The organism is Caballeronia temeraria, from assembly GCF_001544795.2.
Taxonomy (GTDB): Bacteria; Pseudomonadota; Gammaproteobacteria; order Burkholderiales; family Burkholderiaceae; genus Caballeronia; species Caballeronia temeraria.
Genome location: NZ_FCOI02000001.1, coordinates 321,939 through 344,479 on the forward strand (window position 1 = coordinate 321,939; position 22,541 = coordinate 344,479).

Annotated in this window: 25 protein-coding genes; 10 read left to right on the top strand and 15 right to left on the bottom strand. The window is 64.3% G+C overall.

From position 1 onward, the window contains the following. Nucleotides 1–5 precede the first annotated feature (5 nt). From AWB76_RS01545 to AWB76_RS01555, 3 genes are all read right to left on the bottom strand, one after another. Nucleotides 6–1,202, bottom strand: coding sequence for an aminotransferase-like domain-containing protein (locus AWB76_RS01545; RefSeq protein WP_061158352.1), 1,197 nt, complete (start codon nt 1,200–1,202; stop codon nt 6–8). A gap of 103 nt (nt 1,203–1,305) precedes the next feature. Then, nucleotides 1,306–2,235, bottom strand: coding sequence for a DMT family transporter (locus tag AWB76_RS01550; RefSeq protein ID WP_061158353.1), 930 nt, complete (start codon nt 2,233–2,235; stop codon nt 1,306–1,308). Between the two features lie 37 nt (nt 2,236–2,272). Then, nucleotides 2,273–3,055: a VOC family protein gene (locus tag AWB76_RS01555; RefSeq protein ID WP_061158354.1), complete on the bottom strand. Its 783-nt coding sequence runs from the start codon at nt 3,053–3,055 to the stop codon at nt 2,273–2,275. Between the two features lie 185 nt (nt 3,056–3,240). Here AWB76_RS01555 and AWB76_RS01560 point away from each other — a divergent pair, with 185 nt between their 5' ends. After that, complete coding sequence (locus AWB76_RS01560; RefSeq protein ID WP_061158355.1) at nt 3,241–4,707, top strand: aminotransferase-like domain-containing protein; 1,467 nt, start codon at nt 3,241–3,243, stop codon at nt 4,705–4,707. Here AWB76_RS01560 and AWB76_RS01565 read toward each other — a convergent pair. Continuing rightward, entirely contained in the window at nt 4,704–5,240 is a 537-nt protein-coding gene (locus AWB76_RS01565; RefSeq protein WP_061158356.1) for a hypothetical protein, read from the bottom strand. The genes AWB76_RS01560 and AWB76_RS01565 overlap by 4 nt on opposite strands. A 118-nt stretch (nt 5,241–5,358) precedes the next feature. On the opposite strand from AWB76_RS01565, the gene htpG reads away from it, so the two are divergent. Next, entirely contained in the window at nt 5,359–7,263 is a 1,905-nt protein-coding gene (htpG, locus tag AWB76_RS01570) for a molecular chaperone HtpG (protein ID WP_061158357.1), read from the top strand. A 54-nt stretch (nt 7,264–7,317) separates the two neighbouring features. Here htpG and AWB76_RS01575 read toward each other — a convergent pair whose 3' ends face one another. Next, a complete protein-coding gene (locus tag AWB76_RS01575; protein ID WP_061158358.1) occupies nt 7,318–7,575 on the bottom strand; it encodes a hypothetical protein in 258 nt (85 codons plus the stop codon). Nucleotides 7,576–7,711: 136 nt separating this feature from the next. Here AWB76_RS01575 and AWB76_RS01580 point away from each other — a divergent pair, with 136 nt between their 5' ends. From AWB76_RS01580 to AWB76_RS01605, 6 genes are all read left to right on the top strand, one after another. Continuing rightward, on the top strand, nt 7,712–8,356 hold the full coding sequence (locus tag AWB76_RS01580; RefSeq protein ID WP_061158359.1) for a chorismate--pyruvate lyase family protein: 645 nt from the start codon (nt 7,712–7,714) through the stop codon (nt 8,354–8,356). Beyond that, on the top strand, nt 8,353–8,835 hold the full coding sequence (locus AWB76_RS01585; protein WP_061158360.1) for a DNA-deoxyinosine glycosylase: 483 nt from the start codon (nt 8,353–8,355) through the stop codon (nt 8,833–8,835). Before AWB76_RS01580 ends, AWB76_RS01585 begins: the two co-directional genes overlap by 4 nt. Further along, nucleotides 8,832–9,734, top strand: coding sequence for a class I SAM-dependent methyltransferase (locus AWB76_RS01590; protein WP_061158361.1), 903 nt, complete (start codon nt 8,832–8,834; stop codon nt 9,732–9,734). Before AWB76_RS01585 ends, AWB76_RS01590 begins: the two co-directional genes overlap by 4 nt. Nucleotides 9,735–9,963: 229 nt before the next feature. Continuing rightward, complete coding sequence (locus tag AWB76_RS01595) at nt 9,964–10,212, top strand: DUF3311 domain-containing protein (RefSeq protein ID WP_061158362.1); 249 nt, start codon at nt 9,964–9,966, stop codon at nt 10,210–10,212. Next, a complete protein-coding gene (mctP, locus tag AWB76_RS01600; protein WP_061158545.1) occupies nt 10,212–11,762 on the top strand; it encodes a monocarboxylate uptake permease MctP in 1,551 nt (516 codons plus the stop codon). Before AWB76_RS01595 ends, mctP begins: the two co-directional genes overlap by 1 nt. Before the next feature lie 142 nt (nt 11,763–11,904). Continuing rightward, nucleotides 11,905–13,011, top strand: a complete 1,107-nt coding sequence (locus tag AWB76_RS01605) for an FUSC family protein (protein WP_061158363.1) — start codon at nt 11,905–11,907, stop codon at nt 13,009–13,011. Between the two features lie 12 nt (nt 13,012–13,023). Here the strand turns inward: AWB76_RS01605 and AWB76_RS01610 are convergent, their stop codons facing one another. The 7 genes from AWB76_RS01610 to AWB76_RS01640 all read right to left on the bottom strand — a co-directional run bounded on the left by AWB76_RS01610 (nt 13,024) and on the right by AWB76_RS01640 (nt 18,988). Then, entirely contained in the window at nt 13,024–13,452 is a 429-nt protein-coding gene (locus AWB76_RS01610) for a VOC family protein (protein WP_061158546.1), read from the bottom strand. 185 nt (nt 13,453–13,637) lie between these two features. Then, nucleotides 13,638–14,591, bottom strand: a complete 954-nt coding sequence (gene tal, locus AWB76_RS01615) for a transaldolase (RefSeq protein WP_061158364.1) — start codon at nt 14,589–14,591, stop codon at nt 13,638–13,640. A 219-nt stretch (nt 14,592–14,810) separates the two neighbouring features. Then, entirely contained in the window at nt 14,811–15,119 is a 309-nt protein-coding gene (locus AWB76_RS01620; protein WP_244173192.1) for an energy transducer TonB, read from the bottom strand. Between the two features lie 11 nt (nt 15,120–15,130). After that, entirely contained in the window at nt 15,131–16,327 is a 1,197-nt protein-coding gene (locus AWB76_RS01625) for a benzoate/H(+) symporter BenE family transporter (RefSeq protein WP_061158365.1), read from the bottom strand. Between the two features lie 21 nt (nt 16,328–16,348). Then, nucleotides 16,349–17,524: a vWA domain-containing protein gene (locus tag AWB76_RS01630; protein WP_061158366.1), complete on the bottom strand. Its 1,176-nt coding sequence runs from the start codon at nt 17,522–17,524 to the stop codon at nt 16,349–16,351. 21 nt (nt 17,525–17,545) lie between these two features. Continuing rightward, entirely contained in the window at nt 17,546–18,136 is a 591-nt protein-coding gene (locus tag AWB76_RS01635; protein ID WP_061158367.1) for a GNAT family N-acetyltransferase, read from the bottom strand. 9 nt (nt 18,137–18,145) lie between these two features. Further along, entirely contained in the window at nt 18,146–18,988 is an 843-nt protein-coding gene (locus AWB76_RS01640) for an AAA family ATPase (protein WP_061158368.1), read from the bottom strand. Between the two features lie 398 nt (nt 18,989–19,386). On the opposite strand from AWB76_RS01640, the gene AWB76_RS01645 reads away from it, so the two are divergent. Both AWB76_RS01645 and AWB76_RS01650 read left to right on the top strand, forming a co-directional pair. Continuing rightward, entirely contained in the window at nt 19,387–19,752 is a 366-nt protein-coding gene (locus AWB76_RS01645) for a c-type cytochrome (RefSeq protein ID WP_008350687.1), read from the top strand. Between the two features lie 40 nt (nt 19,753–19,792). Further along, nucleotides 19,793–20,173, top strand: a complete 381-nt coding sequence (locus AWB76_RS01650) for a c-type cytochrome (protein ID WP_061158548.1) — start codon at nt 19,793–19,795, stop codon at nt 20,171–20,173. Nucleotides 20,174–20,260: 87 nt separating this feature from the next. Here the strand turns inward: AWB76_RS01650 and AWB76_RS01655 are convergent, their stop codons facing one another. From AWB76_RS01655 to rsxB, 3 genes are all read right to left on the bottom strand, one after another. Next, nucleotides 20,261–20,692, bottom strand: coding sequence for a DUF1841 family protein (locus AWB76_RS01655; RefSeq protein WP_061158369.1), 432 nt, complete (start codon nt 20,690–20,692; stop codon nt 20,261–20,263). A 75-nt stretch (nt 20,693–20,767) separates the two neighbouring features. Further along, nucleotides 20,768–21,412: an endonuclease III gene (gene nth / locus AWB76_RS01660; RefSeq protein ID WP_061158370.1), complete on the bottom strand. Its 645-nt coding sequence runs from the start codon at nt 21,410–21,412 to the stop codon at nt 20,768–20,770. Next, on the bottom strand, nt 21,409–22,254 hold the full coding sequence (gene rsxB, locus AWB76_RS01665; protein WP_061158371.1) for an electron transport complex subunit RsxB: 846 nt from the start codon (nt 22,252–22,254) through the stop codon (nt 21,409–21,411). The genes nth and rsxB overlap by 4 nt, the downstream gene beginning before the upstream one ends. Nucleotides 22,255–22,541 lie beyond the last annotated feature (287 nt).

A 22,541-nucleotide genomic window follows, 5' to 3' on the forward strand; every position in this document is an offset into this window, starting at 1 on the left:
AAAAATCAGATGCTCGCGCGGATCAGCGCGCCGAGCTTCGCCACGCCTTCATCGATCGTCGCGGGCGGCACGGTCACGAACGAGAGGCGCATCGTATTGTGCTCGGCTTCGTTCGCGAAGAACGGACCGCCCGGCACGAAGGCCACGTTTTGCGCGATCGCCTGTTCGAGCAGCTTCATCGAATCGATGTGCTTCGGCAGCTTCACCCACACGAACATGCCGCCTTCCGGCCGGTTCCATTCGACGCCGGCGGGCATGTGACGCTCCAGCGCGTCGAGCATCGCGTTGCATTGATCGCGATATAGCGCGCGGATCTTCGGCACGTGGGTGTCGAGGAAACCGTCCTTCACCACTTCGTAGACGATGCGCTGCGTGAGGCTCGGCGTATGCAGATCGGTCGCCTGCTTTGCCTGCACGAGTTTGAAGTGCAATTCTTCGGGCGCGATGATGTAGCCCACGCGCAGGCCCGGCGCCAGCACCTTCGAGAACGAGCCGAGATGGACGATGTGATCCGGCGCCATCGAAAGCAGTGTGGGCAGCGGGGCGCCCGCATAGTCGAGCGCGCCGTACGGATCGTCTTCGATCACCGGAAACGATGCCTTCTGCGCGAACGCGGCGAGCGCGCGGCGGCGCTCGAGCGGCAGGCGGCGGCCGGTCGGGTTCTGGAAGTTCGGCTGCGCGTAGAGCAGGCGCGCATTCGCCGTGAGCGCGGCATCCAGCCCTTCGGGGATCAGGCCCGATTCATCGGTCGGCACCTGCACGTAGTGCGGCTCGAACAGCGAGAACGATTGCAGCGCGCCGAGATACGTCGGCGTTTCGACGAGCACGCGGCTGCCCGGATCGACGAGCGTCTTGCCGAGCAGATCGAGCGCCTGCTGCGAACCGGTCGTGATCAGCACCTGCGACGGACGGATGTGCGCGCCGTTCACCGAGTAGCGCGCCGCGACCCACTCGCGCAGCGGCATATATCCTTCGGTCGCGCTGTACTGGAGCGCGGCGGCGGGCTGATCGCGCAGGATGCGTTCCGACGCGTGGCGCATTTCCTCGACGGGAAACGTCGCGGGCGAGGGCAGACCGCCCGCGAAGGAGATGACTTCCGGCCGCTCCGTGACCTTCAGGATTTCGCGAATCGCCGAACTGGTGAGCTTGCGGGCGCGTTCGGAGAGTTGCCAGGGCGTGGCGCGGAGATCGGCTTGATTCATGAAATGCCTCGGTTGTCTCTGGGGTTATGTCTCTCGCGGCGCGGGCCGCGGGTTTTTGCGTCCGGGCTGACGGACTGCAATCCGTAATTATGGCGCGAGTGCGTCATCTTGCGTGCGTCGTGCCGGCGGCGACCACCGGCGCTTGCGGCGCGGCCCGCACGGCGGCCTTGCGGCCGAGCACGACGGTCACGATGACGGCGGCCGCGTACAGCCACGTCGACGCGCTCACGTGTTCGCCGAAAAAGAGCGCGGAGAATGCCATCGTGAAGAAGATCTGCAGCAGTTGCACTTGCCCGACGCGCGCGATGCCGCCCATCGCGAGTCCGGCGTACCACGCGAAGAAACCGATGAACTGCGAGAACAGCGTCACGTAGCCGAACGCGAGCCAGGTCTTGAGCGCGAGCGGCTCGGGGTGCGCCGCATGATGCGCCCACGCGAGCCAGCCGACCGGCAGCAGCAGAATCGGCGCGGACAGCACGAGCGCCCAGCAGATCACCTGCCAGCCGCCCATCTGACGCGCGAGCCGCGCGCCTTCCGCATAGCCGAGCGCGCCGATGCCGACCGCGACGAGCATCAACAGGTCTCCCGCCTGCAGCCCGCCGCCGCCCGCCTGCAACGCGAACGCGACGACGATGGCGCTGCCCGCAATCGCGCTCGCCCAGAACGCCTTCGACGGCCGCTCGTGCGAGAGCCACGCGGCGTAGATGGCGACGCACAGCGGCTGCAGGCCGTTCACGACGGCGCCGTGCGAGGCGGGCACGGTTTTCATCGCCCAGGCCGAAAACACCGGAAACGCGATGATGACCCCCAGCGCGACCACCGCGAGGCTCTTGACCTGCGGCCAGGTCGGCAGCTTTTCGCGACGCCAGGCGAGCAGCGCGGCGGCGGGAATGGCGGCGACGAGCGCGCGCCCGAGCCCGTTCAGGATCGGATGCACTTCCGCGACGACGATGCGCGTCATCGGCAGCGTCAGGCTGAAAATGACGACGCCGATCAGGCCGAGCAGCATGCCTTCGGTTTCGCGGGTCTTCATCGTGGGGTGTCTCCTCGTGTGTTCTGGTGCGCGGACGTCAATCGGACGTATCGGGTGATTCTGTCTTCTTTACGCGGCGGCGCTTGGATGCCTGCCGCGCTTCTTCCTCGCGCGCCTCGGCCAGTTCCGCCGATTCGCCGAGGGTGAGCGTCGAGCCATCGGGCAGATCGAACTGCGCGACGAGGACCGGCGCGCCCGCCGTCTCTTCGACGTGCATCAGATGCGCCGCGCCCAGCCACGCGAGCTGATCCGTGACGGCCTGCGCGTGCGGATGGAAACCCGTGAGCGAGCGCAGCGCGATGCCCGTTTCCGGCAGCGCGCCGCTCGGATGACGCGGCGTGTCCCACTGGATCAGCGACGGCAGCACGCCATCGCCGGCGTGCTGCCACGCGGGAAACGCGCCGTTGTCCGGCACCGTCAGGCCCCAGGTATTGCCGGCGCGCGACATTGCCGCGACGGGCGCGATGCGCTCCGGATACTGCTCGCGCCAGCGCACGAGCGACTTCGGACGATCCACGCGTGCGACCCAGTGCACGAGCTGCGGGCCGTGGGCGTCGAGACGGCGCTGCATGGCCGGGTCGTCGAGTGCGAAGAGGCGCGGCCTCGCGGCATCGGCATGCGCCGCCGATGGATCGATCGCGATCACTTCCAGATACGCGCCGCCCCACAGATTCAGCAGGCGGTTGTGCGTGCGCATCAGCGGATGCGCGCCGCCGGGCACGGTCTCGACGCCGAATTTCGCGGCGACGAACTGCGCGCCTTCGTCCAGCGTGCGTGCGGCGATCACGAGGTGATCGAGTTTGAGGCGATGTTCGTTCATGACGGGCGAAGCGAGAAAAAGCCGATGAGGGCCGATAGCATAACGCTTTCAGGCTCGCGCACCGGACAGCCCGAAAGCAGAATGTAGCCGGTCGCACCGTAACAGTAACGGTACAATCGGCCCCATACTATTCGGTACAGTTTTTTACCGCGCGCAAACGCGCTCGCCGGAGACCGGAGGCCCGCATGTCCGTTCCACTCGACCAGATTCCCGCCCCGCACGACGCCGCGCAACTCACGCTCGTCGATCAACTGGTGCAATGGGGCCGCCGACGCATCGACGAGCGCGTGTTTCGTCCGGGCATGCGCATGCCGTCGATCCGCAAGCTCGCGCTCGACAAGGGCGTGTCGCGCTTTACCGTCGTCGAGGCTTATGAGCGGCTCGTCGCGCACGGCTATCTGGATTCGCGGCGCGGCTCCGGCTTTTACGTGCGCGAGCGCATCGCGCCGTCGCTCGTCGCGAAAGGCGAGGCGCCGGCCGTCGCGGCGGAGCGCGAGCCGGTGCAGAACGCCATCGACGTGGTCTGGCTGCTGCGCAACATGTTGCATACGTCGAGTCCGGAAAAAGGGCCGGGTCTCGGTTATCTGCCGGGCCGCTGGCTCGACGGCGAACTGATCACCAACGCGCTGCGTTCGCTGTCGCGTCAGAGCGGGGCGCAGATGCTCGGCTTCGGCACGCCGCAAGGCTTTCTTCCGCTGCGCCAGCAATTGCAGACGCGGCTGGAGGAACTGGAGATCGGCGCGTCGGCGGCGCGGCAGATCGTGCTGGTGTCGGGCATCACGCAGGCGATCGACCTGATTTCGCGTCTCTATGTGAAGCCGGGCGATGCCGTGATCGTCGGCGATCCGGCGTGGTTCCAGATGTTCGGCCGCTTCGCTTCGCAGGGCGCGCGGCTCGTCGGCATGCCGTACACGCCCGACGGCCCCGATCTCGACGCGCTGGAGACGCTCGTCGCGACGTGGCGGCCGAAGATGCTCATCATCAATTCGGTGCTGCAGAACCCGACGGGCACGTCGCTGACGGCGGCGCAGGCGTACCGGATTCTGCAACTCGCGCAGGAATACGATTTCATCGTCGTCGAGGACGACGTCTACGGCGATCTCTGTCCCGCCGGTTTTCCGGCGACGCGTCTCGCATCGCTCGATCAGTTGAAGCGCGTGATCTTTCTCGGCAGCTTTTCGAAGACGCTCGCGGCGAATCTGCGCGTCGGATATATCGCGGCGGCGCCGGACGTGGCGAAAGCGCTCGCCGATCAGAAGATGCTCGTCGGCATGACGAGTCCGGAACTCAACGAGCGCGTCGTCTACAAGGTGCTGACGGAAGGGCATTACCGGCGGCACGTCGAACGGCTGCGCGCACGGCTCGATGGCGTGCGCGAGAAAACCGCGCGCATGCTGGAGAAGACCGGCCTGCGGCTCTTCGCACCGCCCGCGGCGGCGGGCATGTTCTTGTGGGCGGACGCGGGCGTCGATTCCGATGGACTCGCGGCAGCCGGGCACGAAGCCGGCTTTTTGCTGACTCCAGGCAGCCTTTTTTCGCCGCATCAGTCGCCGACGACATGGATGCGCTTCAATATCGCCAATTGCGGCGATCCGGCGTTGCCCGCGATGCTGTCGAGCTATCTGGATAACGCCGCGCGGCGCAGCGCCTAGCGACGGCGCCCCGGCAGATTCCCGCGTCCGTCCGGCGCGCGCAGGAAATCCGCGAGCACGGTTTCATAGAGCGCGAGCGCGCCGGGCAGGTGCCGATAGCGATGCTCGTACAGGCGGCTTTGCCCGTCGCAGAACTTCAGCGCGAAATAATCCGCGAGCAGGTTGCCCTGCGCTTCCATGTTGTAATCGCGCAGGCGCTTGTCGTCGGCGAGCGTGTACGCATACGGCAAGCCGATGCGCACCGCGCCGCGCAGCCGCACCGGATAGCCGAGCTGAAACTGCCAGACGTGCGTCATCTCGTGAATGAACCACATTTGCTGGCGGGCATCGCAGAGGGAGAAGTCATCCTGGAAGCAGGCGGGCGGAAAATACAGGCTGCCGTTCGGGGCCATCGCTGTGTGCGACGGTTGCAGTCCGAACGGCAGATAGCCGCGCGCATGCACGCGCACCCGCGAATAGTCGATGGCGTCGCGAAAGATCAGACGGGCGATGTCTATCTCGCCGGATGTCAGTGGCCGGGCGCTGTGGTGCATGCGGCATCATAGCGGCGCGCGCACTGCTCTTGAAACCGGCCGATGCGCCCTTATATCCGACAAATTCGGCCGGACAGGCCTACGCAACCGCATCAACGAAATCAAAGAGGACCCGACCATGGCGCAAGAAACCATGAGCTTTCAGGCAGAAGTGAAGCAGCTTCTGCATCTGATGATCCATTCGCTCTACAGCAACAAGGAAATTTTCCTGCGCGAGCTGATTTCCAACGCATCCGATGCCGCGGACAAGCTGCGCTTCGAAGCCATCGAAAACAGCGCGCTCTACGAGAACGATCCGGATCTGCGCATCCGCGTGTCGTTCGATAAAGCCGCGCGCACCGTCACCATCGACGATAACGGCATCGGCATGAGCCGCGACGAGGCGATCTCGCATCTCGGCACGATCGCGCGCTCGGGCACCAAGGAATTCTTCTCGAAGCTCTCCGGCGACCAGCAGAAGGACGCGGCGCTCATCGGCCAGTTCGGCGTGGGCTTCTACTCGGGCTTCATCGTCGCGGACAAGATCACGGTCGAAACGCGCCGCGCCGGGCTGCCGGCAAGCGCGGGCGTGCGCTGGACGAGCGCGGGCGAGGGCGATTTCGAAGTCGAGGACATCGAGCGCGCGCAACGCGGCACGACCATCACGCTGCACCTGCGCGCCGACGAGGACGAGTTCCTTTCCACACATCGCCTGAAGTCGATCATCCAGAAGTATTCGGATCACGTGGCGCTGCCCATCCTCATGAAGAAGGAAGAATGGGACGCCGAAAAGAGCGAGATGGTCACGAAGGACGAGGACGAGACCGTCAACCAGGCGAGCGCCCTCTGGACGCGCCCGAAGAACGACATCACGGACGAGCAGTACAAGCAGTTCTATCAGCACGTCTCGCACGATCACGACGAGCCGCTCGCATGGACGCATAACCGCGTCGAAGGTCGCAGCGAGTACACGCAACTGCTGTACGTGCCGAAGCACGCGCCGTTCGATCTGTGGAACCGCGAGCATCGCGGCGGGCTGAAGCTCTACGTGAAGCGCGTGTTCATCATGGACGACGCCGAGCAATTGCTGCCCGCGTATCTGCGTTTCGTGAAGGGCGTCGTCGATTCGGCGGATCTGCCGCTGAACGTCTCGCGCGAAATCCTCCAGGAAAGCCGCGACGTGAAGGCGATCCGCGAAGGCGTGACCAAGCGCGTGCTGTCGATGCTCGAAGAAATCGCTACTTCGTCGGCCGAAGCCACCGAAGACGCCGACAAGCAAAAGTACGCCACGTTCTGGAACGAGTTCGGTCAGGTGCTGAAGGAAGGCATCGGCGAAGACTTCAGCAATCGCGAGCGCATCGCGAAGCTGGTGTGTTTCGCATCGACGCACAACGACAGCAACGAGCAGAACGTGTCGCTCGCGGATTACGTCGCGCGCATGAAACCCGAGCAGACGAAGATCTACTACGTCACCGCCGATAGCTGGCAGGCCGCGAAGAACAGCCCGCATCTCGAAGTGTTCCGCAAGAAGGGCGTCGAAGTGCTGCTGCTGACGGATCGCGTCGACGAGTGGATGCTGTCGTTCCTCAATGAATTCGATGGCAAGCCGCTCGCGAGCGTTGCGCGCGGCGATCTCGATCTCGGCGCGCTCGACGACGAGGAGAAGCAGCAGCAGGAGAAGGTCGGCGAGGAAATGAAGCCGCTCGTCGAGAAGATGAAGGAAGCGCTCGAAGGCAAGGCGAAGGACGTGCGTCTCACGTTCCGTCTCACCGATTCGCCGAGCTGCCTCGTCGCCGATGAAGGCGACATGAGCGGCTATCTGCAACGCATGCTGAAGGCGGCGGGGCAGAACGCGCCGCAGGCGGAGCCGATTCTCGAAGTGAATCCGGAGCATCCGCTGGTGAAGGCGCTGCATGCGGATGACGCCAATTTCGCCGACTGGTGCCATCTGCTTTTCGATCAGGCGTTGCTGGCCGAAGGCGGCGCGCTGGATGATCCCGCGAGCTTCGTGAAGCGTACGAATGCGTTGTTGCTCGCGCGATAAGTTTCAGAAAGCGCTTTGAACCGACGCGCCGCCGGGAAACCGGCGGCGCGTTTTTTATTTGCTCTTGCGTTCCTTGTTCGACTGAGCGACGAGCGATGCCGCCATCGTTCGGGTCTCTTCCGAATACTTCGGGCTTCTCAATGCTTGCGATGCCTTGTGTTCCATTGCCGCGCCGGTCTGCTTGCTCGTGTGGCGCTGCGCGAGAACCGATCCCGCGAAGCGCTTCGCAATTTTCGATGCGTGCGGATCATGCAATGTCTTTTCGGCGATCTCGGTGACTGCTTTCGACGACTGTTTCTTGTTGATTGTCATAGTCTTGTTTCATTGATTGTTCGTCTGGACGCCGCGCCTCGGTGATGCAGTGTTCGCGGCAAATCCCCTTATATCCGTGGATGGCGAGCGATTCCAGCCGAAACGTCCGAATAGCGGGTGCCTCTATAATCGGCCGATGCTCACGCCCAACGATCCCATCGACGCCCGCTGGCGCGTCGTTCCGCTTCCCTCGCTCACCGACGCACAAAAGGACTGGCTCACACGCGGCGGCTCGCTGACCGCGCATCTGCGCACGCTCGGCGCCGTGACGGTCGACGTGACGCGCGAAGCCGTCGACATGCCCTGGCGCGATGAATCGAATGCGCTCGGCATCACGCCGCGCACGCCGGTCTGGGCGCGCGAAGTCGCGCTGAAAGTGGATGGCGTGCCGTTCGTCGTCGCGCACAGCATCGTGCCGCTCGCGCACAGCACCGGCGTATGGCAGTCGATGCGCCGCCTGCGCACGCGTCCGCTCGCCGAACTGCTTTATAGCGACAGCAGCGTGTCGCGTTCAGTGCTCGCCAGCCGGCGAATCACCGCGCGGCATCCGCTGCATCGGCTGGCATCGATGCAAACGGCCGAGCCGCTACACGCGCTCGTCGCGCGCCGTTCCGTATTCGCGCGTCACGGCGCGCCGCTGATGGTCACCGAATGCATGCTCGATACGCTCTGGACGCGACTGGCCGTATCGGCGGGCAGAAAGCATCATCGGGAACATGTGCGCTCGTACGATCACCTCAGCTCGCATGCGAAGCGCGTCGCGCACGGCGAGGCGAAATGAAGCTCGCCGGGTTCGATCCGGTCGGCGATGACGCGACGCACACGCTCATCCTCGGCAGCTTTCCGGGCGTCGCATCGCTCGCGGCGACGCAGTACTACGCGCATCCGCGCAACCAGTTCTGGCGGCTCGTCGGCGCGGCGATCGGCGAGGATCTCCACACGCTCGCCTACGGCGACCGTCTCGCGCGGCTGGTGGCGCACGGCATCGGCTTGTGGGACGTCCTCGCCGCTTGCGAGCGCGAAGGCAGCCTCGATGCGGCGATCCGCAACGCATCGCCCAACGATTTCGCCGTGCTCCACACGCGCTTTCCAAAGCTGCGCACACTCTGCTTCAACGGCAAGACCTCGGGCAAGTTCGCGCCCGTCCTCGCCGCGGCGGGCTACGCGACGCTCGTGCTGCCGTCGTCGAGCGCGGCCAATGCTATCCTCTCGTTCGATCAAAAATTGCGCATCTGGCGCGACATCCTCACCACACAATGACGAATCTCATCAAGCGCGCATCGGCCGAAGCCCGCGCGTTCGGCCGCAAAAAAGACCACGCCAAATCGAAGCGCGAGCGCCGCGACGACGATCGCGACGACCTCGCGAACGCCCCGCGCATCGAGGCGCCGCGCAAGCCGCGTTTCGCGCCCGTGACGTTCTCGGAAGAGGGCGGCGTGCGCTTCCTGCATTTCGGCACCGAATGGGTGCAGGGCGCGATGCGGCTGAAAAAGCCCGATCACATCGAGCTCGAATATGCGCAGCAGATGATGGCGTGGCTGCTCTTCGTCGAAACGCCCGAGCGCATCGTGCAGCTCGGCCTCGGCGCGGCGGCGCTCACGAAGTTCTGTTATCGCTTTCTGAAGCGCGCGAACGTGGAGGCGGTCGAGCTGAATCCGGCCGTCGTGATCGCCGCGCGTGCGATGTTCGAGCTGCCCTACGACGACGCGCGCCTCACCGTCACCGAGCGCGACGCGTGGGAGTTCGTCAACGATCGCGCGAATCACGGCACGATCGGCGCATTGCAGATCGATCTCTACGACGCCACCGCGCGCGGTCCCGTGCTCGACAGCGTGTCGTTCTATCGGGCGTGCCGCGCGTGTCTGACGCCGCAGGCGGGCGTCGTCACGATCAACTTGTTCGGCGATCATCCGAGCTTCGTGCGCAACATGCGGCATCTGAACGAAGCGTTCGATCATCGTGTGATCGCGCTGCCCGAAGTGCACGACGGCAATCGCGTCGCGATCGCCTTCGCCGGTCCCGCGCTCGACGTGCCGTTCGCGGCGCTGGAGACGCGCGCGAAGCTGATCGAAGCGCAACTCGGCCTGCCCGCGCGCAAGTGGGTGAAGGGTCTCGCCGAAAGCGCGGGCGTCGCGACGAGCGGTTCGTTCTCGATCTGAGCGGGCTCGTTCGGGCCGGAACGCGCGCGTTCTGGCCCTTTCGCGGCTCGCGCAAAAGCAGGCAAAGAAATCAGCAGAATCTGAATAGTCGGGATTCTCCCTGATTTGAGCGGTATTTATCGGTCCATATACTCCCTCTGTTATTTCGGGGCGCTTTCAGCGGCATGTCTACCCGACGACCGGCATCCCGCCGGGCTCGCAATAACGAAAAAACAAGAGGAGACCGTTCATGGCTCACGAAGCTACGACCGGCACCGGACAACCGCGCAACAAGCATTGGCTATGGCTTCTGATCCTTCCGTGGATCGGTGTGGTATGGGTGCCGTTTTACAACAAGATCGAGCCCGTTCTGTGGGGCTTTCCATACTTCTACTGGTATCAGCTTCTGTGGGTGCTGATCAGCGCGGTCATCACCGCCGTCGTCTATAAGAAGACGAAGGCGCTGCCCTCGGGACGAAAGAACGGAGGCACGCGATGATGAACACCACTGCAACTTTCGTCTTCGTCCTCTTTTTCGTCGGCGTCACGATTCTCGGCTTTATCGCCGCGCACTGGCGTAAAGGCGATCTCGCCCAGCTCGACGAATGGGGTCTCGGCGGGCGCCGCTTCGGCACCATTGTCACGTGGTTCCTGCTCGGCGGCGATCTCTATACCGCGTACACGTTCGTCGCCGTGCCGGCGCTCGTGTTCGGCGCGGGCGCGACAGGCTTCTTCGCGCTGCCGTACACCATCCTCATCTATCCGTTCGCGTTCGTCGTGTTTCCGAAGCTCTGGAGCATCGCGAAGCGTCACGGCTATGTGACCGCCGCCGACTTCGTGCATGCGCGCTACAACAGCCGCATGCTCGCGCTCGCGGTCGCGCTGACGGGTATCGTCGCGACGATGCCGTACATCGCGCTGCAACTGGTCGGCATCGAAGTGGTGATCGGCGCGCTCGGTTTCTCGACGCAAGGCTTCGTCGGCGATCTGCCGCTCATCATCGCGTTCGCGATTCTCGCCGCGTACACGTACACGTCGGGCCTGCGCGCGCCGGCGATGATCGCCGTGGTGAAGGACGTGCTGATCTACATCACGATCATCGCCGCGATGATCGTGATTCCGGCGCAGCTCGGCGGCTTCGGCCATATCTTCGGCACCGTGCCGCCCGCAAAGCTGCTGCTCAAAGCGCCGGACGCCGCGAGCCTGAACGGCTACAGCGCCTACGCGACGCTCGCGGTCGGCTCGGCGCTCGCGCTCTTCCTGTACCCGCACTCGGTGACGGCGATCCTGTCGTCGAATTCGGGCAACACGATCCGCCGCAACATGGCGCTCCTGCCGGCGTACTCGCTCGTGCTCGGCCTGCTCGCGCTGCTCGGCTATATGGCGCTCGCCTCGGGCGTGAAGGACATGCCGGAATTCGCGTCGTACTTCAAGGCCTACGGCGCGAACTTCGCCGTGCCGGCGCTGTTCCTGCACTACTTCCCGTCGTGGTTCGTGGGCGTGGCGTTCGCGGCGATCGGCATCGGCGCGCTGGTGCCGGCGGCGATCATGTCGATCGCGGCGGCGAACCTCTACACGCGCAACGTGCATCGCGAGTTCGTCAACACGTCGATGACGCCGGAGCAGGAAACCAACGTCGCCAAGCTCGTGTCGCTGATCGTGAAGGTGGGCGCGGTCGTGTTCATTCTCGCGCTGCCGCTCACGTATGCGATCCAGTTGCAACTGCTCGGCGGCATCTGGATCATCCAGACGCTGCCCGCGCTCGTGCTCGGCCTCTATACGCGCGTGCTCGATCATCGCGGCCTTTTGATCGGCTGGGCGGTGGGCATCGGCGTCGGCACGTGGATGGCGGTGTCGCTGCAACTGAAGGGCTCGATCTATCCGCTGCATCTGTTCGGCTACATCGTGCCGGGCTACGCGGCGGTGTGGGCGCTGATCGCGAACCTGATCGTATCGGTCGTCGTGAGCCTGCTCGTGCGCGTGCTGGGCCTCAAGCGCTCGGACGACCGCACGCGTCCGGAAGACTATCTGGATATCGTGGAAGGCTGATTCCGCGCGATCGCGCGTGCGTCCGGCGCGACGCGCGAAAAGCTGGTAAAACGCCCGTAACGGCTCCTGGCTGTTGCGGGCGTTTCGTTTTTCCGGGAGCTTTCGTGTCACAGGCGTGTGTGTTCATCGACGTGAGCGAACCATGCTTTCTCCGACATCGCCGTCACTCAGGCGCGGCCGTCTTGCGCGACTCTTTCACTGGATCGCGTCGCCGTATTTCCGCTACCGGCACGCGAACCTGATCCACGGCGTGCGCGTCGGCCTTGCCGTGGCGATGTCGATCGCCGTCACCACGGGCATCGACATGCCGCACGGCATCTGGGCGACGGTGTCGGTGCTCGTCGTGGTCGGCGGATTGCAGCACTACGGCAATATCCGCAAGAAAGCGACCGAACGCGCCATCGGCACGATGCTCGGCGCGAGCTTCGGACTCGTGTTGATCCTTGCGGAAACGCTGACCGGCTCGCAAATGGTCTTTTTCCTGCTGATGTGCCTGATCGCGGGCGGCTGCGCGTATTACGCCATCGGCAAGCCGGGCTATGTCGCGCTGCTCACGGCCATCACGATGGTCATCGTCTCCGGACACGGCGATCTGCCGCTGTCCACGGGTTTGTGGCGCACGGCCAACGTGATGATCGGCGTGGTGATCGCGCTCGCGTTCTCGTTCGTGCTGCCGCAATACGCAACGTACTCGTGGCGCTACCGGCTCGCGGACAATCTGCGCGAATGCGCGCGGATTTACGGCGCCTTGCTCGACGGCACGCCGCTCATCGCGGAAGACATCGCGCGGCGCATGTACGCGATGAGTCAGCGGCTCGTGCAGGCGCGCGGGCTGATGGAGTCGGTGGCGAAGGAAACCGATGTGCCGATGGCGCGGCTGGAAGAGGTCCAGCGCCTGCATCGTTCGATACTGGCCGCGCTGGAAATGCTGGTGACGTCGATGCCGGAAGTCGCGAGCGCGACGCCCAGCCGTTTCGCGATCGCGTGTTCGCCGGGCGAGTACGCGGTGCGCCAGCAGTTGCTGCAGATGGCGCGCGCGCTGCGCTTCGGGCGCGTCGGCTTGCTGTATCGCGCGACGGCTGCCGTGGGCGTGCCGCAACCGTGCCCGCCCGACGACGCCAACGCGGCGACGCAGGGCATGCACTGGCTCGCGATGCGCTTCGTCGAGCAGGTGGATCGCTTGCGGCTGCGTCTGTCGGAGATCGAGCGGCAGTGGAACATCGAAGGCGCGCGGCCGCTCAATCCGTGATGCGATTGAAGTTCAGGCAGGCTGCGCTTCGCTTTCGTGCACGACGTTGATGAGCCAGGGCACGCCGAAGCGGTCCGTCAGCATGCCGAAACCTTGCGTCCAGAACGTGGATTGCCACGGCGTGAGTACGTTGCCGCCTTCGGCGAGCATATTGAAAACGCGCTCGCCGGATTGCGCGTCGTTCGTGGTGATCGACAGCGTGAAGCCCGAATATTCCTTGCGCGGCTGACCGTAACGGCCATCGGACACCATGATCGCATTGCCGCCGCCGACGAACACCGCGTGCATGATCTTGTCGGCCCAGTCAGCCGGGGCGTTGCCGCCGTCCGGCGCATCGCGAAAGCGCACCAGCGCGGCGATCTGCGCGCCGAACGCTGCCTGATAGAGTTCGAGGGCGGCGGCGCAATCGCCGTTGTAGAAGAGGTAGGTATCCAGTTGCATGACCGAAATGACTCCGTGCAGATGAAGCGGACATGCCGCCAAAGCTCGGAAGTCTATTCCAGCGAAGTCCCACGTTGACTCGGAAAAGGTCAAATTACGTCAAGGCGCAGCGAAATGGAAAAAACCGCACATCGCACTCATTTCCAGGTGCGATGTGCGGTTCCGTTTTCGGCTTTCAGCGCGCGTTACTGCAGCGCGGTGATCAGTTTTTCCAGCTTGATCGCATCGGCGGCGAATGCGCGGATGCCTTCGGCCAGCTTTTCCGTCGCCATGGCGTCGTCGTTGACGAGGAAGCGGAAAGTCGGTTCGTCGACAGCGATTTTCTCCACGTTCTCGTTCTTCACGTTCTCCGGCGAGAGCTTGCGCTCGACCGTGTCGTTGCTGTCGGCGAGTTTCTTCAGCAGATCCGGGCTGATCGTGAGCAGATCGCAGCCCGCGAGTTCGGTGATCTGGCTCACCGTGCGGAAGCTCGCGCCCATGACCTCGGTCTTGTAGCCGAACTTCTTGTAGTACGCGTAGATGCGGCGCACCGACTGCACGCCCGGATCGTTCGCGCCGCCGTTCTTGACTTCGTCCCATTCCGCGCCGGCGGACTTTTTGTACCAGTCGTAGATGCGGCCGACGAAGGGCGAGATCAGCTGCGCGCCGGCTTCGGCGCACGCGACGGCCTGCGCGAGCGAGAAGAGCAGCGTCATGTTGCAGTGGATGCCTTCCTTCTGCAGCACTTCGGCGGCGCGGATGCCTTCCCACGTCGACGCCAGCTTGATGAGCACGCGATCGCGGCTGATGCCCGCGTTCTCGTACAGCTTGATGATGTCGTGCGCCTTGTCGATGGACGCTTTCGTGTCGAAGGACAGACGTGCGTCGACTTCGGTCGACACGCGGCCCGGAATGATCTTGAGAATTTCGGTGCCGAACGCCACGAGCAGATTGTCGATGATCTGCGGCATCGGCTTCTTCGCGTGCTCCTTGACGGTCTTTTCGAGCAGCGGCTTGTAGTCGTCCTTCTGGACGGCCTTCAGGATCAGCGACGGATTGGTCGTGGCGTCCTGAGGCTTGAACGCGATGAATTGCTGGAAGTCGCCCGTGTCGGCGACGACGGTCGTGTATTGCTTGAGCTGGTCGAGAGCGGATGTCATGTCGAGTCTCAGACGCGGTGCGCCTTGTCAAATTGCGGTAACCAACCCGCGGATTGCCCATGATTGCGACGCCGCGCGGCGACTTCGTTCGCGCGGCGCGCCCCTGAATATCATTTTCCCATTCTAGTCCCGAGCGCGGCGAACGCGCTGATACCCTGCACGTCCGCATGCGGCGTGCCGGATTTGGACCGGACGCCGTCCCGCGCGTTCGATCGCGCTTCAGTCCACCGCGTACGCCAGTTCGTGCCAGCGCCGCACCGTGCCCGAACCGAGCTGGCCGCGCGCGAAGCGCATCTTGCGGACTTCGTCGAGCGCGTGGGCGTCTTTCGCGGGATCGCCGCAGCTCATCTTCAGGACGACGTCCTGGACGGTCCCTGCGTCGTCGAGCAGCACGCGCACGATCGTCTTGCGTTCCTGGGTGGCGCCGGGCGGTGCGGAGCGCGCCAGCAGTTTGTCGATCAAAGCCATGATGGAAGTGCCAAAACCTGTTGCGGAAACATCGGCCGAAATCGGGGCCGATTCCGCCATTGTAGGCTGCGTCAGGCGCGGCGGGCGTTGAGCACGAAATGGGTCGCGACGCCCGCGATCAATCCCCAGAACGCGGAGCCGATCGACAGCAATGTAAGCCCCGACGCCGTCACCATGAACGTGACGAGCGCCGGCTCGCGCTGGCGTGCGTCCTGCATCGCGTTGGCGAGGCCGCTCATGATCGAGCCGAAGAGCGCGAGCGCCGCCACCGATACCACAAGTTCTTTCGGAAACGCCGCGAACAGCGCCGCGATGGTCGCGCCGAACGTGCCCGCGATCAGATAGAACACGCCGCACCAGACGGCCGCCGTGTAGCGCCGGTCGCGATTCTCGTGCGCCTCGCGTCCGGTGCAGATCGCGGCGGTGATAGCGGCGAGATTCACGCCGTGCGAGCCGAACGGCGCGAGCACGAGCGAGGCGATGCCGGTCGTCGAGATGAGCGGGGCGGAGGGCGTCGTGTAGCCGTCGGCGCGCAGCACCGCGATGCCGGGCACGTTTTGCGACGCCATCGCGACGACGAACAGCGGAATGCCGATGCTGATCGCCGAGGCGACGGAGAACGCGGGCATCGTGAAGACCGGATGCGCGAGCGCCACATGAAAGCGCGTGAAATCGAGCAGCCCGAGCCCGCCCGCGACGGCGATTCCCGCGACGAGCGTCGCCGGAATCGCGTAGCGCGGCACGAAGCGCTTCCCGGCGAGATACGTGAAGAACATCACGATGACGAGCGCCGTCCGATGCTCCGCTGCGCGAAAAATCTCGATGCCGATCTCGAACAGGATGCCCGCGAGCAGCGCGGCGGCGATCCCCGACGGAATGCGCTTCATCAGCGTGTCGAACCAGCCGGTGAGGCCGACCGCGGTCAGGAGCACCGCGCAGACGATGAACGCACCGATCGCATCGGCGTAGGCGACGTTCGGCAGCGACGAGACGAGGAGTGCCGCGCCCGGCGTCGACCACGCGACGACGATCGGCGCGCGATAGCGCAGCGACAGACCGATCGTGCAGACGGCCATTCCCATCGAGAGCGCCCAGATCCACGAGGAAATCTGCGCGTCGGACAGATGCGCGGCATGGCCGGCCTGGAACATCAGCACGAGCGAACTGGTGTAGCCGGTCATCATCGCGACGAAGCCGGCGACGATGGTCGATATCGACGAGTCAAAGAAAGGGCGCAGCGCGACCGGCGCCGGAGAAGTGGCTTTCATGCGTGTAGTTCTGAGTTCGGGTTACTTCGATAAGGCGCGCATCGCGGTTTCGAGACCGGCCATCGTGAGCGGATACATGCGATTGCCGAGCACGTTGCGGATCGCGGAGATCGACTGGCGATATTCCCATAGCCGCTCGGGCTCGGGATTGAGCCACGCGTGATGCGGAAACTGATCCGCCAGACGCCGCAGCCACACCGCGCCCGCTTCGGCGTTGTTGTATTCGACGGAGCCGCCCGGCTGCAGCACTTCGTACGGGCTCATGGTGGCGTCGCCGACGAAGATCAGCTTGTAGTCCGGCGTGAACTTGTGCAGCACGTCGAAGGTCGGCGTGCGTTCGGTGTGACGGCGGCGATTGTTCTTCCACAGATGGTCGTACACGCAGTTGTGGAAGTAGTAGAACTCCAGATGTTTGAACTCGGCCTTCGCCGCCGAGAACAGCTCTTCGACGCGCTTGATGTGATCGTCCATCGAGCCGCCGACGTCGAGCAGCATCAGCACTTTCACGTTGTTGTGGCGCTCGGGGACCATCTTCAGATCGAGCCAGCCCGCATTGGCGGCGGTGCTGCGGATCGTGTCGGGCAGATCGAGTTCCTGATTCGCGCCTTCGCGCGCGAAACGCCGCAAGCGCCGCAACGCGACCTTGATGTCGCGCGTGCCGATTTCGACCTGATCGTCGTAGTCCTTGTAGGCGCGCTCGTCCCACACTTTCACCGCCGTGCGATTCCCCGACGATTCCCCGCCGATGCGGATGCCTTCCGGGTTGTAGCCGCCGTGCCCGAACGGCGACGTGCCGCCCGTGCCGATCCACTTGTTGCCGCCTTCGTGACGCTCCTTCTGCTCGTCCATCAGCTCCTTGAGGCGTTCCATCAGCTTGTCGAGGCCGCCGAGCGCCTCGATGCGCTTCTTTTCCTCCGCCGTGAATTCGCGATCGAGCCGCTTTTTGAGCCAGTCGAGCGGAATGTCGAAGGCTTCGTCGGGAAGCTGCGTCAGGCCGTGGAAATACGCGCCGAACGCGCGATCGAACTTGTCGAAATACTTCTCGTCCTTGACGAGCGTCATGCGGGCGAGGAAGTAGAACTCGTCGAGCGACGGCGAAATGACCTGCGCCTTCAGCCCTTCGAGCAAGGTCAGATATTCCTTCACCGAGACGGGCAGCTTCGCGTCGCGCAGCGAATAGAAGAAGTCGATCAGCATGGCGCGCTCTCCATCGTGACTTTAGCGGTCGAGCCGGTAGTTCAGATTGGCGCGCACCGCCGGCCATTCCGACTGGATGATCGAAAACACGACCGTGTCGCGCAACACGCCGTCCTTGCCGACCTGATGATTGCGCAGGATGCCGTCCTGTTTCGCGCCGAGCCGCGCGATCGCCGTGCGCGACGCGTGGTTCATGAAATGCGTGCGGAACTCCACGGCGATCGCACCGAGCGTGTCGAACGCGTGCGCGAGCAGCAGCAGCTTGGCCTCGGTGTTGAGCGCCGTCTTCTGCACGCGTTTGGCGTACCACGTATGGCCGATCTCCAGCCGCCGGTTCGCTTCGTCCACGGCGAAGTAGCGCGTTGAGCCGACGATATCGCCGCTCTTCGCATCGATCACGGCGAACGGATGCGCGCCGAGGCGCTCGCGCATGTCGAGCGCGGTGTCGATATACGCGCGCGTCTTGTCGGGCGAGGGCACGAAGGTGTACCAGAGCTTCCACAATTCGCCGTCGCGCGCGGCGGCCGTGAGGGCCTGTTCGTGCTCAAGCGCGAGCGGCACGAGCTTCACGTGCTCGCCTTGCAGCGTGACGGGTTCGATCCAGCGGCTCATGTCGTCTTCTTAGCGATGATTGCGGTTCATGAAGAGCAGCCGCTCGAACAGCGCGACGTCCTGTTCGTTCTTGAGCAGCGCGCCGTGCAGCGGCGGCACGATCTGCTTCTGATCGGACGAGCGCAGCGCTTCGGGCGGAATGTCTTCGGCGAGCAGCAGCTTGAGCCAGTCGAGCAGTTCGGACGTCGACGGTTTCTTCTTCAGTCCCGACACGTTGCGCAACTCGAAGAAGCTCTGCATCGCCGCCGCGAGCAGATCCTGCTTGATGTTCGGGAAATGCACCTCGACGATGGCTTTCATCGTCTCCGCATCCGGGAACTTGATGTAGTGAAAGAAGCAGCGGCGCAAAAACGCGTCGGGCAGCTCCTTCTCGTTGTTCGACGTGATGATGACGAGCGGCCGATGCTTCGCCTTCACCAGTTCGCGCGTCTCGTAGACGTAGAACTCCATGCGGTCGAGTTCGCGCAACAGATCGTTCGGAAATTCGATGTCGGCCTTGTCGATCTCGTCGATGAGCAGCACGCTCTGCTCGTCCGACTCGAACGCCTGCCACAGCACGCCCTTCACGATGTAATTGCGGATGTCCTTCACGCGCTCGTCGCCGAGCTGCGAGTCGCGCAGGCGCGAGACGGCGTCGTACTCGTAGAGCCCTTGCTGGGCTTTGGTCGTCGACTTGATGTGCCATTGCAAAAGCGGCATGCCGAGCGCGCCCGCGACTTCCTCCGCGAGCATGGTCTTGCCGGTGCCCGGTTCGCCCTTGATGAGCAGGGGCCGTTGCAGCGTCATCGCGGCGTTCACCGCGAGCTTGAGATCGTCGGTTGCGACGTATTGCGATGAGCCTTCGAAACGCATGACGAAGATCCGGTTGGCAAAAAAATCCCAGTATAAGTCAGAAGACCTTTCCGCATTGAGGCGCGCCGGGTATCGTTTGAGCCGCTTTACCGGCGGCTTGCCGTCGCCTGCCCGAACGCGGGTGGAGCGTGCGCGCAAGCGGGTTCATCGGCTGTACAGGGACGAATTGTCGCAGGTCAAACGCCTGCTTTTCAGCCGATTCCCCTTGTCAGCAGGGCTTCCGCGCGGTTCGCGTGTGGACGGAGGGTAGGTCGCGCGGTACAATTAGCGCGATTTTTTTGGCCTGCGCGGCGACAGACCCTGCAGCAGCAAACAGTCCCGAGAAGGTTGTATTGCGCTCGGCGCGGGCCGCGGCCTTGTGAGCGCCGGATTTCCCCTCAAGCCAGGTTAGAAGAGCTATGAACAATTTCGTCGGCAAATGTGCCGTGATTGCAGCGCTGTCCGGTCTCGCCGGCTTCGCGAGTGAGGCGTCGGCCGACGTCGTCGGCAACGCGAAGGCCGCAGAGGGCAAGGTCGCGATGTGCATCGGCTGTCACGGCATCCCCGGCTATCGCACCGCGTACCCCGAGGTGTACGAAGTGCCGATGCTGGGCGGCCAGAACGCCCAGTACATCGCCAATGCGCTGCACGCCTACAAGAAGGGCGACCGTCATTTCGACACGATGCGCGCCATCGCGACGACGCTGTCGGATCAGGATATCGCCGATATCGCCGCGTACTACGCCGCGCAGACTCCCCAATCGAAGAACAATCCCGACAAGTGATCCGCGCGTGAACACAAAGCGACAACGGGAAGGAGAATTCATGAAGCCGTCCAAGGCACTTCACTCAAGCTTCAAGGCAGCATGCGCGGCAGCGGCGCTTATCGGCATGACGGCGTTCGGCAGCGCGCACGCAGCCGACGTCAGCAACGGCAAGGCGCTTTCCGACAGCCACAACTGCGCGGCCTGTCACGGCCCCGGCCTCAACAAGCCGGTGAGCGGCGAGTATCCGCGTCTCGCGGGTCAGCACGCGACGTATATCTACTGGGCGCTGCGCCAGTATCAGATCGGCGGCAACAATCCGAACTTCGGCCGCAACAACGCCATCATGGCGGCGCAGGTGCAGAGCCTGTCGCAGAGCGATCTGAAGGATCTCGCGGCGTACATCGAATCGCTCGACGGCAGCCTCGTGCTGAAGAAGTAAGCGCGCGATTTTCAGTCGATCCGCGGCCGAACGAAACACCCCGCTCGAGAGCGGGGTGTTTTGCTTTACGGCGTCCGGTTTCGATGCTTAGTCGCGCGAAGCACGGCGCTCGATCAGCGCGAGGTAGGCGTCGGTGTCCGGCGGCGTGCCTGAGCGCTGCGCTTCCCAGATGATCTGTCCGAGGCAATCCATGATGGCGTGCTGCGCGTCGTGCGGCGAGCCGAGGCGGGCGACGAGTTTGTCGTGCGCGCGGCGAATGCCCGGCGGCTGATCGATCGAAAGCTGCTCGCTGATCGCGAGATGCATCGACAGGTGCAGAAACGGATTGGTCTGGCCGCGGTCGGGCGAGTAATCGGCTTCGCGCGATTCCGGGTTCACGAGCGCGTCGTGATATTCGGGATGCTCGCCGATCCAATCCGCCGCCATGCTTTCGAGCGGCGTGAGAATTTCGCCGGCGCGCTCCTTGCGCCAGGTATCGGTAAAGAACTGGCGAACTTCGTCGCGGCTGGGATTGAACATAAGGTATTGATTCGATTGCGGGTTTCCGAATCCGCTATTGTAGACCGCGACGCACTGGTTCTGCCCGGACCGGGCTCATTCGACCGGCGCAGGCGTCTTCGGCCGATATTCGCACAGCGGCTCGATCGCGCAATGCCAGCATTCGGGCACGCGCGCCTTGCAGACGTAGCGTCCGTGCAGGATCAGCCAGTGATGTGCGTCGAGCAGGAACTCCTTCGGCGTGAATTTCTCGAGCGCGGCTTCGACGGCGCGCACGTCCTTGCCCGGCGCGAGCCCGGTGCGATTGGCGACGCGGAAGATGTGCGTGTCGACGGCGATCGCCGGTTGCCCGAACGCCGTGTTCAGCACGACGTTCGCCGTTTTGCGGCCCACGCCCGGCAGTGCTTCGAGCGCCTCGCGATTGTCCGGCACCTCGCCGCCGTGCTCGTCGACGAGCATGCGGCACGTCGCGATCACGTTCTTTGCCTTCGTGCGATACAGCCCGATCGTCCGGATGTACTCCGACACGCCTTCCTCGCCGAGCGCGAGCACCGCGGCCGGCGTATTGGCGACGGGAAACATCTTGCGCATCGCCTTGTTGACGGAAACATCGGTGGCCTGCGCGGAGAGCATCACGGCGATCAGCAGTTCGAACGGTGTGGTGTATTCGAGCTCCGTCACCGGATGCGGATTCAGGCTCTGCAAGGTCTCGTAGATGGCGCGGCGCTTCGTGGCGTTCATGGTTCGTCGCCTTTGTCGGGATGGGACGCGTTCGCGTCGTCCGTCAGACCGAGACGGCGGCGGCGCGCTTCCGCTTCGTCGATCTGGGCCTGCACGGCTGCGCTCACGTGATCGGTATTTTTCGGACCCGAGCCGAGCTGCGCCATCTCTTCTTTTTTCTTGCGCGCGCGCTCCAGCGCGGCCTGGATGATCGCGCGTTTCTTCGCTTCTGCGTCGTCGGTTGGTGTTGGCGTGGCGGCTTGCGCCTGCGGCGTCTCGCGCACGGGCTGTTCGGCTTGCGCCGCGCGCGCCGCCTGACGCGCGTTCGCCCGCGCTTCGGCCTCCGCGCGCTCGCGCTCGAGACGGGCGCCGCGCCGGTCGTGCCGTGCGCGCGCGGCATCGGCTTCCTGCTGGCTCCACGCATCCCAGCCGGTGCGCTCGCCGGTGACGGGCACCATCGCGATGCAATCGACCGGGCAGGGCGGCACGCACAGATCGCAGCCCGTGCACAGCCCGGCGATGACCGTATGCATCTGCTTGGCCGCACCGACGATCGCATCGACCGGACACGCCTGCATGCACAGCGTACAGCCGATGCACACGTTCTCGTCGATCACCGCGACCGGCCGTGCGCGCTCCACGCCGTGCGTCGTATCGAGCGGAATATCGGGCTTGCCGAGCAGCGCCGCCAGACGCGCGATGCCTTCGGCGCCGCCGGGCGGGCACTGGTTGTAGTTCGCCTCGCCCGCGGCGATGGCTTCAGCGTAAGGCCGGCACGCGGGATAGCCGCACTTGGTGCATTGCGTCTGCGGCAGCAGGTCTTCGATGCGCTCGGCGAGCGTCTTGGAAAAGGTTGCGGTCACGAGGAATTGCGATGATGCCTTGGGGACGGGCGCAGCATGGGCGCAGCGCGTGGCGGTGATCGCGCGGCACGCTTCGAATGCGATGAAAACGCTTCGGCGTCCACGACGACGGGCACGCTGCCTGTTCGGCGCGCGTCCCGTTTTTCAGGCGCGCGCTCGGCTTTGCCCAACATTATCGCCGATGTCGTCAACAGTCGTGCCGAATGGCTTTCAATCCTAATTGCCAATGTCCTTCGATGTGCGCATAATCAAAGCGCTTTCCGTTTGACCGCAGGACGGTGTTTCCC

Excerpts from the sequence above, each read along its gene's own strand:
- AWB76_RS01545 (WP_061158352.1), bottom strand. The coding sequence starts at position 1,202 with ATGAATCAAGCCGATCTCCGCGCCACGCCCTGGCAACTCTCCGAACGC.
- AWB76_RS01550 (WP_061158353.1), bottom strand. The coding sequence starts at position 2,235 with ATGAAGACCCGCGAAACCGAAGGCATGCTGCTCGGCCTGATCGGCGTC.
- AWB76_RS01555 (WP_061158354.1), bottom strand. The coding sequence starts at position 3,055 with ATGAACGAACATCGCCTCAAACTCGATCACCTCGTGATCGCCGCACGC.
- AWB76_RS01560 (WP_061158355.1), top strand. The coding sequence starts at position 3,241 with ATGTCCGTTCCACTCGACCAGATTCCCGCCCCGCACGACGCCGCGCAA.
- AWB76_RS01565 (WP_061158356.1), bottom strand. The coding sequence starts at position 5,240 with ATGCACCACAGCGCCCGGCCACTGACATCCGGCGAGATAGACATCGCC.
- htpG (WP_061158357.1), top strand. The coding sequence starts at position 5,359 with ATGGCGCAAGAAACCATGAGCTTTCAGGCAGAAGTGAAGCAGCTTCTG.
- AWB76_RS01575 (WP_061158358.1), bottom strand. The coding sequence starts at position 7,575 with ATGACAATCAACAAGAAACAGTCGTCGAAAGCAGTCACCGAGATCGCC.
- AWB76_RS01580 (WP_061158359.1), top strand. The coding sequence starts at position 7,712 with ATGCTCACGCCCAACGATCCCATCGACGCCCGCTGGCGCGTCGTTCCG.
- AWB76_RS01585 (WP_061158360.1), top strand. The coding sequence starts at position 8,353 with ATGAAGCTCGCCGGGTTCGATCCGGTCGGCGATGACGCGACGCACACG.
- AWB76_RS01590 (WP_061158361.1), top strand. The coding sequence starts at position 8,832 with ATGACGAATCTCATCAAGCGCGCATCGGCCGAAGCCCGCGCGTTCGGC.
- AWB76_RS01595 (WP_061158362.1), top strand. The coding sequence starts at position 9,964 with ATGGCTCACGAAGCTACGACCGGCACCGGACAACCGCGCAACAAGCAT.
- mctP (WP_061158545.1), top strand. The coding sequence starts at position 10,212 with ATGAACACCACTGCAACTTTCGTCTTCGTCCTCTTTTTCGTCGGCGTC.
- AWB76_RS01605 (WP_061158363.1), top strand. The coding sequence starts at position 11,905 with ATGCTTTCTCCGACATCGCCGTCACTCAGGCGCGGCCGTCTTGCGCGA.
- AWB76_RS01610 (WP_061158546.1), bottom strand. The coding sequence starts at position 13,452 with ATGCAACTGGATACCTACCTCTTCTACAACGGCGATTGCGCCGCCGCC.
- tal (WP_061158364.1), bottom strand. The coding sequence starts at position 14,591 with ATGACATCCGCTCTCGACCAGCTCAAGCAATACACGACCGTCGTCGCC.
- AWB76_RS01620 (WP_244173192.1), bottom strand. The coding sequence starts at position 15,119 with ATGGCGGAATCGGCCCCGATTTCGGCCGATGTTTCCGCAACAGGTTTT.
- AWB76_RS01625 (WP_061158365.1), bottom strand. The coding sequence starts at position 16,327 with ATGAAAGCCACTTCTCCGGCGCCGGTCGCGCTGCGCCCTTTCTTTGAC.
- AWB76_RS01630 (WP_061158366.1), bottom strand. The coding sequence starts at position 17,524 with ATGCTGATCGACTTCTTCTATTCGCTGCGCGACGCGAAGCTGCCCGTC.
- AWB76_RS01635 (WP_061158367.1), bottom strand. The coding sequence starts at position 18,136 with ATGAGCCGCTGGATCGAACCCGTCACGCTGCAAGGCGAGCACGTGAAG.
- AWB76_RS01640 (WP_061158368.1), bottom strand. The coding sequence starts at position 18,988 with ATGCGTTTCGAAGGCTCATCGCAATACGTCGCAACCGACGATCTCAAG.
- AWB76_RS01645 (WP_008350687.1), top strand. The coding sequence starts at position 19,387 with ATGAACAATTTCGTCGGCAAATGTGCCGTGATTGCAGCGCTGTCCGGT.
- AWB76_RS01650 (WP_061158548.1), top strand. The coding sequence starts at position 19,793 with ATGAAGCCGTCCAAGGCACTTCACTCAAGCTTCAAGGCAGCATGCGCG.
- AWB76_RS01655 (WP_061158369.1), bottom strand. The coding sequence starts at position 20,692 with ATGTTCAATCCCAGCCGCGACGAAGTTCGCCAGTTCTTTACCGATACC.
- nth (WP_061158370.1), bottom strand. The coding sequence starts at position 21,412 with ATGAACGCCACGAAGCGCCGCGCCATCTACGAGACCTTGCAGAGCCTG.